Below are 15097 nucleotides of genomic sequence, written 5' to 3'. Positions count from 1 at the left end.
CGTGGACCCATGGTCACCAGCGAGGAACGCGAGTTCGACGACCTCCTGTTGATGCTCAAGGAGACCCGGGGGTTCGACTTCACCGGGTACAAGCGCAGCACGCTGCAGCGCAGGGTCGCGCGGCGGCTGGAGGCGCTCAAGCTCGAGACGACGGGGGAGTACCGCGACCATCTGGAGCTGGAGCCCGGTGAGTTCGCGATCCTCTTCGACAGTCTGCTCATCAACGTCACCGGGTTCTTCCGCGACCCGCAGGCCTGGCGGGTCCTGGGTGAGAGGGCGATTCCCACGATCCTCGCTGCCAAGGGCGGCGGCCGGGCGATCCGGGCCTGGAGCGCGGGGTGCGCCACCGGCGAGGAGGCCTACAGCCTCGCCATCACCCTGGCGGAGGAGCTGGGGCTGGACGAGTTCCGGGAGCGGGTCAAGATCTACGCCACCGACCTGGACGAGAAGGCCCTGCAGGTGGCCCGTACGGCGGTCTACGACGAGCGCAAGCTCGCCGACGTGCCGTCCGAGCTGAGGGACAAGTACTTCGAGCCGGTGGACGCGGGGTTCGCGTTCCGCCGGGACCTTCGCCGTCAGCTCATCTTCGGCCGCAACGACCTCACCCGGGAAGCCCCGATCTCCCGGGTGGACCTGCTGCTCGCGCGCAACACGCTGATGTACTTCAACGCCGAGACGCAGCTCAACATCGTCCGCAAGTTCCACTTCGCCCTCGCCGACCCCGGCTACCTGTTCCTGGGCAAGGCGGAGATGCTGCTCAACCACGGCGACAGGTTCGAGCCGGTGGACCTGCGCGTGCGTCTGTTCAGGAAGATCCCCCAGCCCGTGGGCGGGGCGCGGATCGGCTGGAACTCGCCGCCGGCGCACGCGGAGGAGAACACGCGCCTTCCGCGGCTGCAGAGCGCGGCGCTCGCCTCCGGCCCGGTCGCCCAGATCACGCTCGACGCGGCGGGCAGGCTCGCCCTGCTCAACACCCGTGCCGAGATCCTTTTCGGCCTGCAGCCCCGCGACGTGGGCAGCCCGTTCCAGGATCTCGAGGTGTCCTATCGGCCCGTCGAGCTGAGGTCGCTGATCGAGCAGGCCGAGCTGGACCTGCGTACGGTCGAGCTCCACGACGTCGCCTGGCAGCGCCCCGGCACGCAGGCGCCGGGCGTCTTCGACGTCGCCGTCGTCCCGCTCATGGACAGGACGGGCGAACTCGTCGGCGTCACGATCAACTTCCACGAGGTCACCCGTTATCGGCGGCTCCGTGACGAGCTCGAACAGGCCAACAAGGAGCTCGAGCACGCGTACGAGGAACTGCAGTCGCTGAACGAGGAGCTGGAGACCACGAACGAGGAGCTCCAGTCCACCAACGAGGAGCTGGAGACCACGAACGAGGAGCTCCAGTCGACCAACGAGGAACTGGAGACGATGAACGAGGAGCTCCAGTCCAGCAACGACGAGCTCCAGCAGATCAACGAGACCCTCAACGCCCGGACGCTGGAGCTCGACCGGGCCAACCAGTTCGTCGCCTCGGTGGTGCGCTCGCTCGGCGACGTGGTCGTCGTCGTCGACCGGGACATGCGGGTGCTGCTGTGGAGCCCGGGGGCGGAGGAACTGTGGGGGCTGCGCGCCGACGAGGCCTACGGCCGTGACCTGCCCTCACTCGACATCGGCCTGCCCCTCGACCCGCTGCTGCCCGCGATGCGGCGCGTGCTGGACGGCGACCCGGTCGCGGGTGGTCAGGCAGACCAGGCGAGCGTCGAGGCCGTCAACCGCCGGGGCCGGCCCGTCCGGCTCGCGGTCACACTGGCGCCGCTCCACGAGGACGACGGCTCCGTCCGGGGCCTGATCCTGGTCCTGAGCGGAGAGTGACGCACGTCAGGGGCCGGGAACGAGGCCGACTCCGCCCAGGATGTCGCCTCCCGGCACGCCGGGCCATTCGTGCTCCACGGTCTCGGGCCGCCACCGGTCCAGCGGCACGACTCCGGGCTCCAGCACGTGGAGGCCGTCGAGGAAGCCGCGGACCTGGGCCGCGGTGCGAGGCACGATGCCGCCCGCGGTGGTCGCGGTGTAGACGTCCCTGCCCCGCCTGACCGCGTCCTCGTCCAGGTCGCCCTGGGTGATGTGGGAGACCACCAGGTGGCTTCCCGGGGCGAGCGGCTCGCGGAACGCGCCGACGACGCGCGCCGCCTCCGCGTCGTCGGTCACGAAGTGGAGGACGGCCAGCATGATCAAGGCGACCGGCCGGGTGAAGTCGAGGTGGGTGAGGACGCCGGGGTGACCGAGGATCGACTCCGGTTTCCGCATGTCGCCGTCGATCACGATCGATCGGGGGTTGTCGGCGAGCAGGGCGCGTGCGTGGGCGAGCACGATCGGGTCGTTGTCGACGTAGACGACCCGGGACTCCGGCGCCTCGGCCTGCGCCACCTGGTGGACGTTCTCCTGCGTCGGCAGCCCGGTGCCGATGTCGAGGAACTGCCGGATGCCCGAGCGCGCCAGGTGCCGCACGGCCCGCACGAGGAAGGCGCGGTTGGTGCGGGCGACCTCGCGGGCGTTGGGCAGGATCGATATGATCTTCTCGGCGGCCTCGCGGTCGGCCGCGAAATTGTCCTTGCCCCCCAGGTAGTAGTCGTACATCCGGGCCACGCTCGGCGTGCCGGGGTCCACCACCCACGCGGGAGCCTGCTCCTCGTGCACGCTCTGCCCTCCACTGCTCGGGTCGGTCCATCGCATGGGACGACGACCATCCTAGGGACACAAGTGCCGGTTTTGACTGTCTGATCCGACAATCGGCAATGTCAGATGTCCCCCGGTGCGGTGAACGCGTCGCCGTGGAGCGCCGGGACCGCACCTGGTGTGGGCCCGAGTGGGTAGGGCTCGATGTGTGGGAGGGAGGTGACGGCATGGAGAAGCGCCACCACGGGCGGACCGGCTCTCCGCCAGGCTCCTCGTCGCCGCGCGACCGGTTCTGGTCGGTGTTCTCCCCGACGTCCGAACCGCCGCGCAGCGCCCTCGGCCTGCGGATGGTGCTGGCCGCCTTCGGGCTGGTCGTCTGCGGCTTCATCGCGATCACGGGGTACGCGGCGGGGCTGGTCGTGCCGGCGGTCGTCGCGACCGTGCTCGGGATCGTCGCCGCGGCCGACTTCGTCGTGCTGGTCCGCCGCCGCGCCGGGCGGAGAGGAAAGGCCGAGCGGGGCATTCAAAAATAGAACGCGTTCTCGTACGCTCCGGGGTATGCGTTTCACCTACGCCGAGGCCATGACCGACCCGTCGTACTACCTGCCGCTCGCCCAGGCCGCGGAGGCGGCGGGGTACGCGAGCATGAGCGTGGCCGACTCCCTGGTCTATCCCCGGGAGTCGGACGCGCGGTATCCGTACACGGCGGACGGAGACCGCGAGTTCCTGGAGGACAAGAGCTTCATCGAGACGTTCGTCCTCATCGCGGCGATGGGGGCGGTGACGTCGGCGATCCGGTTCACGCCGTTCGTCCTCAAGCTCACGGTGCGTCCCCCGGTGCTGGTGGCCAAGCAGGCCGCCTCCGTCGCCTGGCTCACCGGAGGCCGGCTCGGCCTCGGCGTCGGGCTGAGCCCCTGGCCGGAGGACTACGCCGTGACGGGCGTGCCGTGGGCGCGGCGGGGCAGGCGCATGGACGAGGCCGTCGAGATCGTCCGCGGCCTGACGCGCGGCGGCTACTTCGAATACCACGGCGAGTTCTACGACCTGCCGGCGGTCAAGATGTCCCCGGTGCCAGCCGAGCCGATCCCCATCCTGGTCGGCGGGCACAGCGAGGGGGCGCTGCGCCGCGCCGCCAGGCTCGGGGACGGCTGGATGCACGGCGGGGGAGACCCGGCGGGACTGGACGCGCTGCTCGCCAGGCTCGCCGCGCTGCGCGTCGAGGAGGGCACCGCCGACCGGCCCTTCGAGATCCACGTGATCTCCCCCGACGCCTACAGCGTGGACGGCGTGAAGCGGCTGGCCGACAAGGGCGTAACCGACGTGATCGTCGGCTTCCGCAGGCCGTACGTGAAGGGGCCCGACACCGAGCCGCTGAGCCGGAAGATCGAGCACCTGGAGCGCTTCGCCGAGGCGGTGATCGCCAAGGTCGTCTAGGGAGTCCGGCAAATGCTGCCCGTCGCGGCTGCCGTCGCCGCGAGCGGCGTGTCGCCCTCGCCGTGAGGCCGGCCCTTCGAGCGGCCGAGGCGTAGGTAGAACGCGTTCTTGCCAGCTGTTCCGCGCTGTCGCATGCTGGGGCGCATGGATCTGATCGCGCTGGAGGAGATCCGCCAGACCAAGTATCGCTACCTGCGCTGCCTGGACCTCAAGCGCTGGGACGACTTCGCCGACACGCTCACCGGCGACGCGGTGGCGGCCTACGACAATCCGGTCGCCGGCGACCCGCTGCGGTTCGACGGGCGCGAGGCCATCGTCGGCTACATGCGCGCCAGCCTGGGGCCGGGGGTGATCACGACGCACCTCGCCGGTCACCCCGAGATCGAGATCGACGGCGACGACGCGAGGGGCACCTGGTGCCTCGACGACACCGTGCTGATTCCGCGCCACCGGCTGATGATCCGCGGATCCGCCTACTACGAGGACACCTACCGGCGCTGCTCCGACGGGCGCTGGCGGATCAGCGGCACCGGCTACCGCCGGACGTACGAGTACACGGTGTCCCTCGACGACCTGCCCAGCCTGCGGTTCACCGCGAACCGCTGGGTCGCGTCCTGACCTTCCCGGAGGCGGGTCGCGCCGCCGTTCCGCCGGGGACCGCACCGCCGAGTTCCGCGGTGACGGCGTCGGCCGCGGCCACCAGTGCGGCGCCGCGCCGGGCGATCTCGGCGCCGGTGACGGCGGCGCCGACGTGCAGGGTGAGAACGAGTTCCTGCTCGCCGCCGGGGCCGTAGGCGGGCGCGGCGACGAGGTTGACGGGATGCTTCCTGCGCGGGTTGAGGCCCGCGCCGAGGTAGACGCGCTCGCCCAGGCTCGACACCATCTCGCCGACCAGGGCGCGCACCTCCCGCGGCAGCTCGTACGCCGCCACCCCCGCCATCAGGGAGTGCAGCCGCATCCCCGCCGGGGTGAGGCTCTCCACGAGATAGCCCGCCGCCCGGCATTGCTCGACGACCGCGCGCAGGTGCTCGCGGTCCATGCGCACCGGCAGCGTCGGCTCCCTGGCCAGCCAGCGCTCCAGCTCCCGGTCGGGTCCCCACAGCACGTACATCAGCCCGACGGGCGGTGCGAACGGGTAGCGTTCGCCCACCCTGACCGGCGGCTCGCCGGGCGGGACGACCGCGTCGAGGACCATGATCTCGTCCCCGACGACGGCCGAGGCGGTGCAGGTGGCGTGATAGCGCTCGGCCAGCGGCTCCAGGTGCCGCCGGGCCGCGTCGCCGGCCAGGAAACCGCGCCGCGCCGCCCTCCCCGCCGCGATCAGCGCGGGACCGAGGCCGTACGTCAGGGTGGCGGGGTCGCGTACGAGATAGCCGGCGGCGACCAGTTCGGTGAGGATGCCCAGGCACGTGGGCTTGCTGATGCCCAGCTCGCGGGCGAGCGCGGACAGGCCGAGCCCGCGGCCGCCCGCCGCGACCAGATGGTCGAGCACGGCGACCACCCGCCGGGCGGGCGGAGAGCGGCGTGTCACCGCCATTGACCACTCCTAGAACGAGTTCTACTCTCGCGGTGGGAAAAGCCTACCGCTTCGGTACATATTTGTACCGCGTATCCGAGGGAGTCCGATGGCCACGGAACCGTTCGCCCGGGCGATCGCCGAGGCCGAGGAGCTCATCCGCTCCGCGCCGCACGTGCGCACCGAGCAGGACCTGGCCGAGGGCCTCGACTACCTGGCGGGCGGCATCAAGGCGGCGTTGCACATGACGTGGGCCTACGACCGCGACTTCCCCTTCTTCGCCGCCTCCACCGGCCCGTACGCCAAGCTCGGCCTGGACAACCCCGACACGCTCTACTTCCACGCCTACATCCGCGACGACGCCGAATACGTGGTCACCGGCCGCCGCGGCACCACGGCCGACCTGAGCTTCCAGGTGCTCAACGGCGACTACTCGCCCGCGCGGTCGCCCGACAGCCTCACCGCCTTCGACGACCGCGACATCGAGATCGCTCAGGACGGGTCGTACGAGCTGCGCTTCGGCCCGCCCGGCTCAGGGGCCCGCTTCACGCTGGGGCCCGGCGCGGCGATGCTGATCGTGCGCGAGGTCTTCTCCGACTGGGGCGCCGAGCGGCCCGGCGAGATCCGCATCCACCGCGCCGACACGCTCGGGTCGGCGCCCCCGCCCCCGGACACGGACACGCAGGCCAGGCGCTACGAGGTGGCCGCGAGGATGCTGCTGGGGCGGCTGCGGACGTTCCTCGCGTTCCCGGAGCGGCACTACCTCACGCTGCCGGTCAACACGATGACCGAGCCGCGGCCGACGCCGGGCGGCCTCGCGACGCAGTACTCCTCCGTCGGACACTACGACCTCGACGACGACCAGGTCATGGTCGTCACCGTGCCCGCGGCGGGCCGCGACGTCGCGCCCTACCAGGGGTTCCAGCTCGGCAGCATGTGGTACGTCTCGCTGGACTACATCAACCACCAGACCAGCCTCACCGCCGACCAGGCCCGCCACGACCCCGACGGGAAGATCCGTTACGTGATCGGCGAGCGCGACCCCGGGCTCGCCAACTGGCTCGAACGCACCGGGCACCGCCGCGGCTACCTGCAGATCCGCTGGCAGCGGCTCACCCGCCCGCTCGGGCCCGAAGACGGCCCCGAGGTGGAGGTGATGCGGTTCGAGGACCTGCCGTCCAAGCTGCCCTACCACGACCGGCAGCGGGTGGGCCCGGGGGAGTGGGCGGCCCGGATCGCCGCCCGGCAGACCGCCGTCGCCCGAAGGATGCTGGGCTGATGCCGCTGAAGGACCGGGTCGTCGTCATCTCGGGGGTCGGGCCGGGGCTGGGGCGCGGCCTGGCGCTGCGGTGCGCGGCGGCCGGGGCCGACGTGGTGCTGGCCGCTCGCCACGAGGAGCGGCTGGCCGCGGTGGCCGAGGAGGTCGCGCGGCTCGGCCGCCGCGCCGTGCCGGTGCAGGCCGACGTCACCGACGAGGCGTCGCGGCGGCGGCTGGTCGCGACGGCGCTGGAGACCTGCGGCCGGGTCGACGGCCTGGTCAACAACGCCTTCGCGATGCCGCCGATGACGGACCTCGTCGACGTGGACCTCGACGCGGTGCGCGCCGCCTTCGAGACCAACGTGCTCGCCGCGTTGCGGCTCACCCAGCTCTTCGCACCGGCGCTCGCCGAGCACGCGGGCTCGGTCGTGATGATCAACTCGGCGGTGCTGCGGCACTCGCGGCGCACCTTCGGCGTGTACAAGATGGCCAAGGCGAGCCTGCTCGCCCTCGCCCAGAGCCTGGCGACCGAGCTCGGGCCGCGCGGTGTGCGGGTCAACAGCGTCGCGCCCGGCTACATCTGGGCGGACAACCTGAAGCGGTACTTCGACGCCCTGGCTCGGCGGCGCGGCGTCCCCGCACGGCAGGTGTACGACGAGACCGCCGCCACGCTCGACCTGCGCAGGCTGCCCGAACCCGACGAGATCGCCGACGCCGCGGTGTTCCTGCTGTCCCCGCTCGCGCGGGCGATCACCGGCCAGTGCCTCGACGTCAACTGCGGCGAATGGCACCACTGAGCAGTTCCGATCAGCCTGTGGAGGGCGACCGATGAGCACGGGACGCGACGGCGTCGGCACGATCGAGGACCTGCACGCCTGGGCGAGCCGCGCCACCGGCCTGACCGGCTTCGGTGACGACCCCTACCGCGACGGCCTCGGCGTCCTGCTCGAGTCGTACGCCCGGGACGCGGCGCTCACCCCGCAGGGCGCCCGGGCGGCCCGCGCGATGCTGCGCGGCGCGCTGACCGCCCGGCTGCGGTGCGAGGAGGCGTGGCGGCGGCACCCGGAGCACGCGGCCGTGCACGTCGAGCGGCCGATCTTCGTCACCGGCCTGCCGCGCACCGGCACCACCGCCCTGCACCGGCTGCTGACCGCCGACCCCGCCAACCAGGGGCTGGAGCTGTGGCTGACCGACTCGCCCCGGCCGAGGCCACCGCGCGAGACCTGGGCGGGCGACCCGGAGTATCGGGCCGCCCAGGCCGCGTACGAGCGGCACCACGTGCGCCATCCGGAGTTCATGGGCGTGCACTACATGTCGGCGGACATGGTCGAGGAGTGCTGGCGGCTGCTCCAGCAGTCGATGCGGTCGGTCTCCTTCGAGTGCCTGGCCCACCTGCCCGCGTACTCGGCCTGGCTGGCGGCACAGGACTGGAGGCCCGCCTATGAGCGGCACCGGCGGATCCTCCAGCTCGTCGGGCTGGGCGACCCCGGCCGGCGGTGGGTGCTGAAGAACCCCAGCCACCTGTTCGCCCTGGACGCGATCATGGAGGTCTATCCCGGCGCGCTGGTCGTCCAGACCCACCGCGACCCGGTCACCGCCATGGCGTCGATGTGCAGCCTCGCCGCGCAGGCGACCGCCGGATGGTCGGAGGCGTTCACCCGCGCGGTGATCGGGCGGGACCAGCTCGACCTGTGGAGCCGGGGCCTCGACCGCTTCCGCGCCGTCCGCGCCCGGCACGACCCGGCGCGGTTCTTCGACGTGCGCTACGAGGAGTTCGTCCGTGACCCGCTCGGCACGGTCGAGGCCGTCTACGCCCACTTCGGGCTGCCGCTCGGCGACGCCGCCCGTACGGCCATGGCCCGCCTGCACGAGGAGAGCCGCTCGGGGGAGGCCCGGCCGTCCCACCGGTACGAGTTGTCCGGCTTCGGGCTGACCCCCGAGGAGGTCGAGGCGCGCATCGCCGGCCGCCCCGCCCGCTGACGTCAGCTCGGGCTGGGCGAGACAGGGCTGGAGAGAACGGCGAGGGCGCGGCCGGTGGCCGCGTCCCAGAGCCGGGCCGTGCCGTCGTAGCCGCCGCTCGCCAGAACCTTGCCGTCCCGGCTGAAGGCCAGCGCGGCGACCTCCCCGGAGTGGCCGGTCAGGGTGCGGATCCGCCGGCCGTTCGATGCGTCGGACAGTACGATGGTGTGGTCGTACCCGCCGCTGGCCAGGATCGCGCCGTCCGGGCTGTAACACAGGGCGGTCACGTGTCCCAACGTGTGACCGCTCACGGTCGTCACGACATCACGGGTGGAGGTGTCCCAGATCAGGACCGTGGTGGTGGCCAGGCTGTTCGTCGCGACCGTCCGGTTGTGCCGGGGGCGGAAGGCGGCCAGGGTGACGCCCGAGAGCACGCCGCCGTCACCGAACCGCCCGGTCAGGGCCCCGGTGGTGCGGGAGGTCTTCACGTCCCAGAGGTCGACGGTCCTGTCGAGGCCGGCGCTCGCCAGAGTCGTGCCGTCCGTGTTGAAGGCCACCGCTTCGACGAAGCCGTTGTGCGCGTTCAGGACCTGACGGCTGTCGCCGGTCAGGGGGTTCCAGAGCCTGACCGTCGTGTCCACGCCACCGCTGGCCAGGATCGTGCCGTCCGGGCTGAACGCCAGCGCGCGGACGGCGCTGACGCCGACCACGCTGGGGCTGGGGCCGGTGCCGAGAGTCTCCAGTCCCTGTGAGTGGCCGACCAGGGTGTTCTCGAGACGGCCGGTGGCGACGTCCCAGAGCCGGATCTTGTTGTCGCCGTGCCCCGTGGCCAGAAGCTTCCGGTCCGGGCTCAGCGCCATGGAGAAGATCCCGCTGTCGTGCTCCTCCACCATGGAGCCCGGGATCGTCCGGAGCACGCGGCCCGAGGCCGGGTCCCACACCTTGGCCTGCGGTTCGAGGTAACTGGCGGTGATCAGGAGATCGTCCAGAAAGAGCACAGTGGTGATCGCATCGCGGGCGTGGGCGGAGGAGGCGCCGCCCTGCGAAGCGAGCGATTCCGCCCACTTCGTGACGGCCGCCGAGGCCACCGCGAGCCCGGCGAGAAGCAGCATCCGCCGCGTCATCGGGCCCCGGCCGGTGGGGAGCGGAGCGGAGGCCGGCACTCGGAAGGACCGGGCGATCCTGATCAGTTCGACGTAGACGACCAGCTCCGGCAGGCCCAGCAGGGCGCCCCGGGTGAGGAGCTCGACGAGCCAGATCACCGGCAGGCTCCCCACCGTCGCCGCCGCCCAGGCGGGCCACAGCGAGATCCGCCATGCCGTCACGGCGAAGAGCGGAACGCCGAGCAGGACGACGAACAGCGACAGGAGTGTCCAGACGTCTCCGAACAATCCGGTGCGCGCCGCGACGGGCGCCCCGGCGACCACTGCGACGAGCAGCCCGGCGATGCCGAGCAGGAACGACAGTCGCCGGCCCAGGCTCAGGTCGGCGCGGCTGAGGTCGGCGCGGCCCAGGCCGGCGCGACTTAGGCCGGCGCGACTTAGGCCGGTGCCTGTGGGGACGAATCCCCAGAAGGCGACCGCGAGCGCCGTCAGTGAGAGAAACCAGCTCCCCGTCGCGATGCTCCTGGACGTGTCGTACGCAGGGGAGAAGTCCCTGTTCCCATAGGTGATCGAGCCGACCAGTGCGGCCACGCCGAACAGCGCGTTCAGGATGGCCGCCGTCGCGGATCCGGCGACGGCGAGCGCCGGCCGGCCTGCCGTCATCCGCCCGGACTCCGGCTCGCCCGGCGGCGGGGGTGCCTGTACGGAGAATCTCTCGGCCGCAGGAGAAACCGTCCGACGACCGGTCGCGGCCGTGTGCTCTTCGGCGACAGGGACGCGAGGGGGCACAGGCGGCGGCCCGGAGGCCTCCGGCGGGGTGAGCGTGTCCGCCCGCGACGAGGCCGGTGCCGTCGCGGTCGCCGTCGTCGTCGCGGCGGCCCCGGTCTCCGTTTCCGGCGAATCGGATGGTGCCTGCGGCGGTTCGGATGGTGCCTGCGATGCCGGCGGCTCGGATGGTGCCTGGGGCGACTCGGCTGGTGCCTGCGGTGCGGGCGACTCGGCTGGTTCCTGCGGTGCGGGTGGTTCGGAGCCGGAGGCGCGCGCGCCGGCCGGTTCTGTGGGCTCGGGCGGTTCCGGTGATGCGGGCGGGTCGGCGCCGAGGGCGCGCAGCCTGGCGGTGGCGGCCGCCGAGACCATGCGGCTGTCGTCGTCGGCCAGCCGCAGGAGCGCCTCGCGCACCCGGGCCCTGACCAGGCCGTTGCCGACCCGGTAGAGGTGGTCCAGCGTTTCCACGGCGTTCAGCCGGTCGCCGGCCATGGGGCTCGTGAGGGCGTGGCCGACGTGCGGAGGCAGCGACCAGTTCACATTCAGGGCGATGACGGTGCGGCCCTCGACGTTGTCCTGCCGCTTGGGCCGCTGCTGCGGCATCTCGGCCACGACACGGTCGTAGACGTAGCCGTACAGCTCGTCGAGCGTGATGTCGCCGTCGCCGTCCAGGTCGGCCCGGCCGGTGCGCAGCCCCTCCACCAGGTGCCGGGTGAACACCGATCGCGGAGCCTCCCCGTGCACCCGGTCGCCCTCGAAGGCGTACTGGGTGGCGTCGGTGGCGGTGAGGACGGTGCGGCCGCGCCCTCGGAACTGGTCCAGCGCGTGCACGTCGTCACCGGCCTTGGCCAGCCGTCCGGCCGGGTAGGCCCCGCTGTAACAGCAGTCGAGGATGAGGACCTTCCGGCGTGACGCGCATGCCTCCATCGCGTAGTCGATCTGCTCGCCGGATATGGCGGTGAAGATCAGACTGTCCCGCCGGGTGTCGCGCGTGGCCAGGTAGAGCCGGCCGTCGTCGTCCTTGAGGCCATGACCGGTGAAGTACAGCAATGTCAGGTCGTCGCCGCGCCGGTCGCGGTACAGCTCGGCGATGGCCTCCCCGACCCGGTGGTTCGGCTCGTTCACCAGCGTGGTGACCTCGAAGCCGCCGATCTCCGGATCCCGGAGCACGGCGGCGAGCGTCTCGGCGTCGTGGGCCGGAGCCGTCAGGCGACGCAGACCCGCGTCGTCGTACAGGTAGGTGGCGATCAACAGCGCCAACCGGCGGCCCATGCGCTATCCGCCCGAATGTCGCCGGATGAAGGCACCGATCAGCTCGCGTCGCTCGGCGGCCGTGGCCCGATCGAGCTCGAGGGAGTCGCCGTCGACGGTGACCACGATCCGGTGCCGCGCCGACTGCCGGTCGAGCCAGTCCTGCAGCACGCCGACCAGCGAGGTGAACACGCCGCCGGAGGCGCTGAAGGCCACCAGGAGTGCGCCCACGGTGACCGGGTCGGGGCTTTTCGCCCCCTCGGGCGCCGGGCCGCCGGGCACTGTGCGGATCGACTCGACGCCGGCCTCGCTCAGCTCCCGGCGGAGCCTCCGGGTGAGCCGGTCGTGCAGGTCGGCGTCCACGTCCGCGTCCGGCAACAGCTCCACGCGCATGCCGATCGCGCCGCCGGCCTCCGGACTTCCGCTCATCCCCGCCCCCTCGCCCGCGCCGCGCGGGTGGAGCCCGTGTGTCGCCCTGCTATCGTCGCCCGCCCCTGCTGCCGTTACAGCAGGCGCCGTTACAGCAGGCGCCGTTACAGCACGCGCCGTTACAACACGGGGGCGGCCATCGGTTCGGTGGCGGAGGCTCAGCTCGCGGCGAGGGCTCCCATGATGCGGTCCTCGCTGATCTCGGGCCCGGCCAGCTCGCCGACGACCGCGCCGTCACGCAGGACCACGACGCTGTCGCAGTTCTCCACCAGCTCCGACACGTCGGAGGAGATCAGCAGGATCGCCAGCCCGTCCACCGCCAGGTCGTCGAGGAGCGACCGCATGGCCAGCTTCGTCGCGATGTCGACACCCCGGCTGGGCTCGTCGAGCAGCAGCACCTTCGGGTGCATGGCCAGCCAGCGGGCCAGGAGCACCTTCTGCTGGTTGCCGCCGGACAGCTCCCCGGCCGCCTGCCGGGGCGAGACGGCCTGGATGCCCAGCCGCCGCATGAACGTGGCGACGATGCGGTCCAGGTGCGCGTCGGAGACGATCCCCGCGCGGGACAGGCGGGGCAGCGCGGCCAGCGCGATGTTGTCGCGGACCGACAGGGTCGGCACGATGCCCTCCACCCGGCGGTTCTCCGGCACGAGCCCGACACCGGCGCGGATCGCGTTCCTGATCGACCACTTGCCCGCGGGCGCGCCCGCGATCGTCACCTCGCCGGCGTCCACGCGCAGCGCGCCCGCGATCGCCTTCGCGGTCTCGCTGCGCCCCGCGCCCCGCAGCCCGCCGAGGCCGACCACCTCCCCCGTACGCAGGGCGAGGGAGACGTCGCGCAGCACGTGGCGGCGGGTCAGCCCCCGGGCTTCGAGCAGGGGCTCGTCGGCGGGCGGGCCGGCGGACTCGCCGGCGACGGCGGCGTCCGCCCCCTCGGCGTGGAAGGGCCTGCCGAGCAGGAGCGAGACCAGCCTGCGGCGGTCGAGCCCGGCGAGCGGTCCGGTGTGCACCACCCGCCCCTCGCGCAGCACGGTCACCCGGTCGCAGATCTCGTAGAGCTCGTCGAGCCGGTGGGTGACGTACAGCACCGCCCGGCCCTCGTCGCGAAGCCGGGAGATCGCGCCGAACAGGACGTCCAGCTCGTCACGCTCCAGCGCGGAGGCGGGCTCGTCCATGACGACCAGTCGCGCGTCCGCGGACGCGGCCCGGGCCAGGGCGACGAGCTGGCGCGCGCCGTCGCCGAGCGAGCCGAGCGGCCGGCGCGGGTCGGCGCGCAGGCCGTAGGAGGACAGCAGTTCGGCGGCCCGCGCGTGCATGGCCGCGAAGTCGATCAGGCCGAGGCGTCCGCGCGGCTCACGGCCGAGGAACAGGTTGGCGGCGATGCTCATCGTGGGGACGAGCCCGGCGTCCTGGTGGATCGTGGCGATCCCGAGCCGGGCCGCCTCGGTGGGGGAGGAGAGGGCGATCTCCTCCCCGAGGTAGCGCAGCCGGCCGGCGTCCGGCCTGCACACGCCCGAGAGCACCTTGACCAGGGTCGACTTGCCCGCGCCGTTGCCGCCGACGAGCGCGTGGACCTCCCCGGCCCGCAGGGCCAGGGTGACGTGGTCGAGCGCGGGCGCGCCTTGAAAGCTCTTGCAAATACCTGCGGCCTGCAGCACGGTTGCCTCCGACTCGAATGGTGAGCCCGGCAGGAAACAAACCCGTAACGAGGCCGTCACATTCGATCAAATCTGGGCAACGTGCAGGCGTACGCCCTTGCCGCCCAGCTCGTCGAGCACGTCGCGCGGCGCGGCGTCGTCGGTGACCAGATGGTCGATCTGCTCGGCGGAGACGGTCTGCACCATCGCGTCGATGCCGATCTTGGTGTGGTCTGCCAGCACGACGACCTCCTCCGCGGCGGCGGCCAGGGCCTGGTCGACGCAGGCGACCTGCATGTTCGGGGTCGACAGGCCGCGATCGGCGGTGAGCCCGTTGCCGGAGATGAAGGCCCGGCGCACGCGCAGCCCGGCGAGGGACCGCTCGGCCGCGCTGCCGACGAGGGCGAGGATCGGCCCGCGCAGCGTGCCGCCCGTCAGCATCACCTCGATGCGCGGGGAGTTGGCGAGGGCCTGGGCGACCAGCAGCGAATTGGTGACCACGGCGAGCTCGGTGTGCCTGCTCAGCCTGCGGGCGAACTCCTGAGTCGTGGTCCCGGGGCCGATGACGATCGCGTCGCCGTCCTCGACCAGCGACGCGGCCAGGTCGGCGATGGCCGACTTCTCCGCCGAGGAGAGCGTCACCTTCTGGACGTAGCTGGCCTCCCTGTTCAGGTCGCCGGGGAGGGTGGCGCCGCCGTGGTGCCGGTTGAGCAGGCCCTCCGACTCGAGCGCGCGCAGGTCGCGGCGTACGGTCACCTCCGACGACTGCACCGCCTGAGCGAGCTCGCGCAGCGAGACGGCGCCGTTGGCCCGCACCAACTCCAGAATGCGCTGGCGGCGCTCGGCCGCGAACACGGGCCGGCGCCCGTCGCTGTCCGTGTCGACCACGCCCCCACCCTCCGCTGTGACCGGTTCCGATCATAGTCGACCAGCCAAAGCGCGGCAGCGCTGACCGGAAATGAACGAATCTGATCCGATCTCTTGACCGGATGCCGTCCGCGATGCTTATTTGAGGGCGATAACCGACTCGATCCTGTCCGAATCTGATCGGTCCCGTTCGGGAAGGCACGTTCCCCGCGTGCCCCAC

The 15097-nt window shown here is 72.2% G+C and carries 13 protein-coding genes; 7 read left to right on the top strand and 6 right to left on the bottom strand.

The genetic code is table 11. The features are described 5' to 3' along the window. The first annotated feature begins 9 nt into the window (after positions 1-9). Positions 10-1857, top strand: a complete 1848-nt coding sequence (locus FLW16_RS29780; RefSeq protein WP_142563456.1) for a CheR family methyltransferase — start codon at positions 10-12, stop codon at positions 1855-1857. A gap of 6 nt (positions 1858-1863) precedes the next feature. On the opposite strand, the gene FLW16_RS29775 is transcribed toward FLW16_RS29780, so the two are convergent. Further along, entirely contained in the window at positions 1864-2718 is an 855-nt protein-coding gene (locus tag FLW16_RS29775) for an SAM-dependent methyltransferase (RefSeq protein WP_142563455.1), read from the bottom strand. A gap of 170 nt (positions 2719-2888) precedes the next feature. On the opposite strand from FLW16_RS29775, the gene FLW16_RS29770 reads away from it, so the two are divergent. The 3 genes from FLW16_RS29770 (at position 2889) to FLW16_RS29760 (ending at position 4713) form a co-directional block, all read left to right on the top strand. Beyond that, the gene (locus FLW16_RS29770) at positions 2889-3194 is read left to right on the top strand and encodes a DUF6343 family protein (RefSeq protein ID WP_142563454.1); all 306 of its coding nucleotides are present in this window, start codon (positions 2889-2891) and stop codon (positions 3192-3194) included. A 25-nt stretch (positions 3195-3219) separates the two neighbouring features. Beyond that, complete coding sequence (locus FLW16_RS29765) at positions 3220-4095, top strand: TIGR03619 family F420-dependent LLM class oxidoreductase (RefSeq protein ID WP_142563453.1); 876 nt, start codon at positions 3220-3222, stop codon at positions 4093-4095. Between the two features lie 144 nt (positions 4096-4239). After that, positions 4240-4713: a nuclear transport factor 2 family protein gene (locus tag FLW16_RS29760; protein WP_142563452.1), complete on the top strand. Its 474-nt coding sequence runs from the start codon at positions 4240-4242 to the stop codon at positions 4711-4713. On the opposite strand, the gene FLW16_RS29755 is transcribed toward FLW16_RS29760, so the two are convergent. Then, positions 4685-5632 (bottom strand): IclR family transcriptional regulator, encoded by a 948-nt coding sequence (locus FLW16_RS29755; protein WP_142563451.1) that lies wholly within the window; start codon positions 5630-5632, stop codon positions 4685-4687. The two genes, FLW16_RS29760 and FLW16_RS29755, sit on opposite strands and share 29 nt — an antisense overlap. An 88-nt stretch (positions 5633-5720) precedes the next feature. On the opposite strand from FLW16_RS29755, the gene FLW16_RS29750 reads away from it, so the two are divergent. The 3 genes from FLW16_RS29750 to FLW16_RS29740 are packed head-to-tail and all read left to right on the top strand — an operon-like array spanning position 5721 to position 8849. Then, entirely contained in the window at positions 5721-6890 is a 1170-nt protein-coding gene (locus FLW16_RS29750; protein WP_142563450.1) for a hypothetical protein, read from the top strand. Then, complete coding sequence (locus FLW16_RS29745; RefSeq protein ID WP_142563449.1) at positions 6890-7666, top strand: SDR family oxidoreductase; 777 nt, start codon at positions 6890-6892, stop codon at positions 7664-7666. Before FLW16_RS29750 ends, FLW16_RS29745 begins: the two co-directional genes overlap by 1 nt. Before the next feature lie 31 nt (positions 7667-7697). Then, positions 7698-8849, top strand: a complete 1152-nt coding sequence (locus tag FLW16_RS29740; protein WP_142563448.1) for a sulfotransferase — start codon at positions 7698-7700, stop codon at positions 8847-8849. 2 nt (positions 8850-8851) lie between these two features. On the opposite strand, the gene FLW16_RS29735 is transcribed toward FLW16_RS29740, so the two are convergent. From FLW16_RS29735 to FLW16_RS29720, 4 genes are all read right to left on the bottom strand, one after another. Beyond that, positions 8852-11968, bottom strand: coding sequence for a caspase, EACC1-associated type (locus FLW16_RS29735; protein WP_142563447.1), 3117 nt, complete (start codon positions 11966-11968; stop codon positions 8852-8854). 3 nt (positions 11969-11971) lie between these two features. Next, positions 11972-12376: an effector-associated constant component EACC1 gene (locus tag FLW16_RS29730; protein WP_142563446.1), complete on the bottom strand. Its 405-nt coding sequence runs from the start codon at positions 12374-12376 to the stop codon at positions 11972-11974. Positions 12377-12534: 158 nt separating this feature from the next. Further along, complete coding sequence (locus FLW16_RS29725) at positions 12535-14031, bottom strand: sugar ABC transporter ATP-binding protein (RefSeq protein ID WP_221891347.1); 1497 nt, start codon at positions 14029-14031, stop codon at positions 12535-12537. Between the two features lie 66 nt (positions 14032-14097). Further along, positions 14098-14898 (bottom strand): DeoR/GlpR family DNA-binding transcription regulator, encoded by an 801-nt coding sequence (locus FLW16_RS29720; RefSeq protein ID WP_221891346.1) that lies wholly within the window; start codon positions 14896-14898, stop codon positions 14098-14100. Positions 14899-15097: the final 199 nt, after the last annotated feature.

Origin of the sequence: Microbispora sp. KK1-11 (assembly GCF_006874435.1) — a bacterium.
Taxonomy (GTDB): domain Bacteria; phylum Actinomycetota; class Actinomycetes; order Streptosporangiales; family Streptosporangiaceae; genus Microbispora; species Microbispora catharanthi.
The sequence above is the reverse complement of the archived record's forward strand: the minus strand, read 5'-3'. Positions and strand labels throughout refer to the sequence as shown.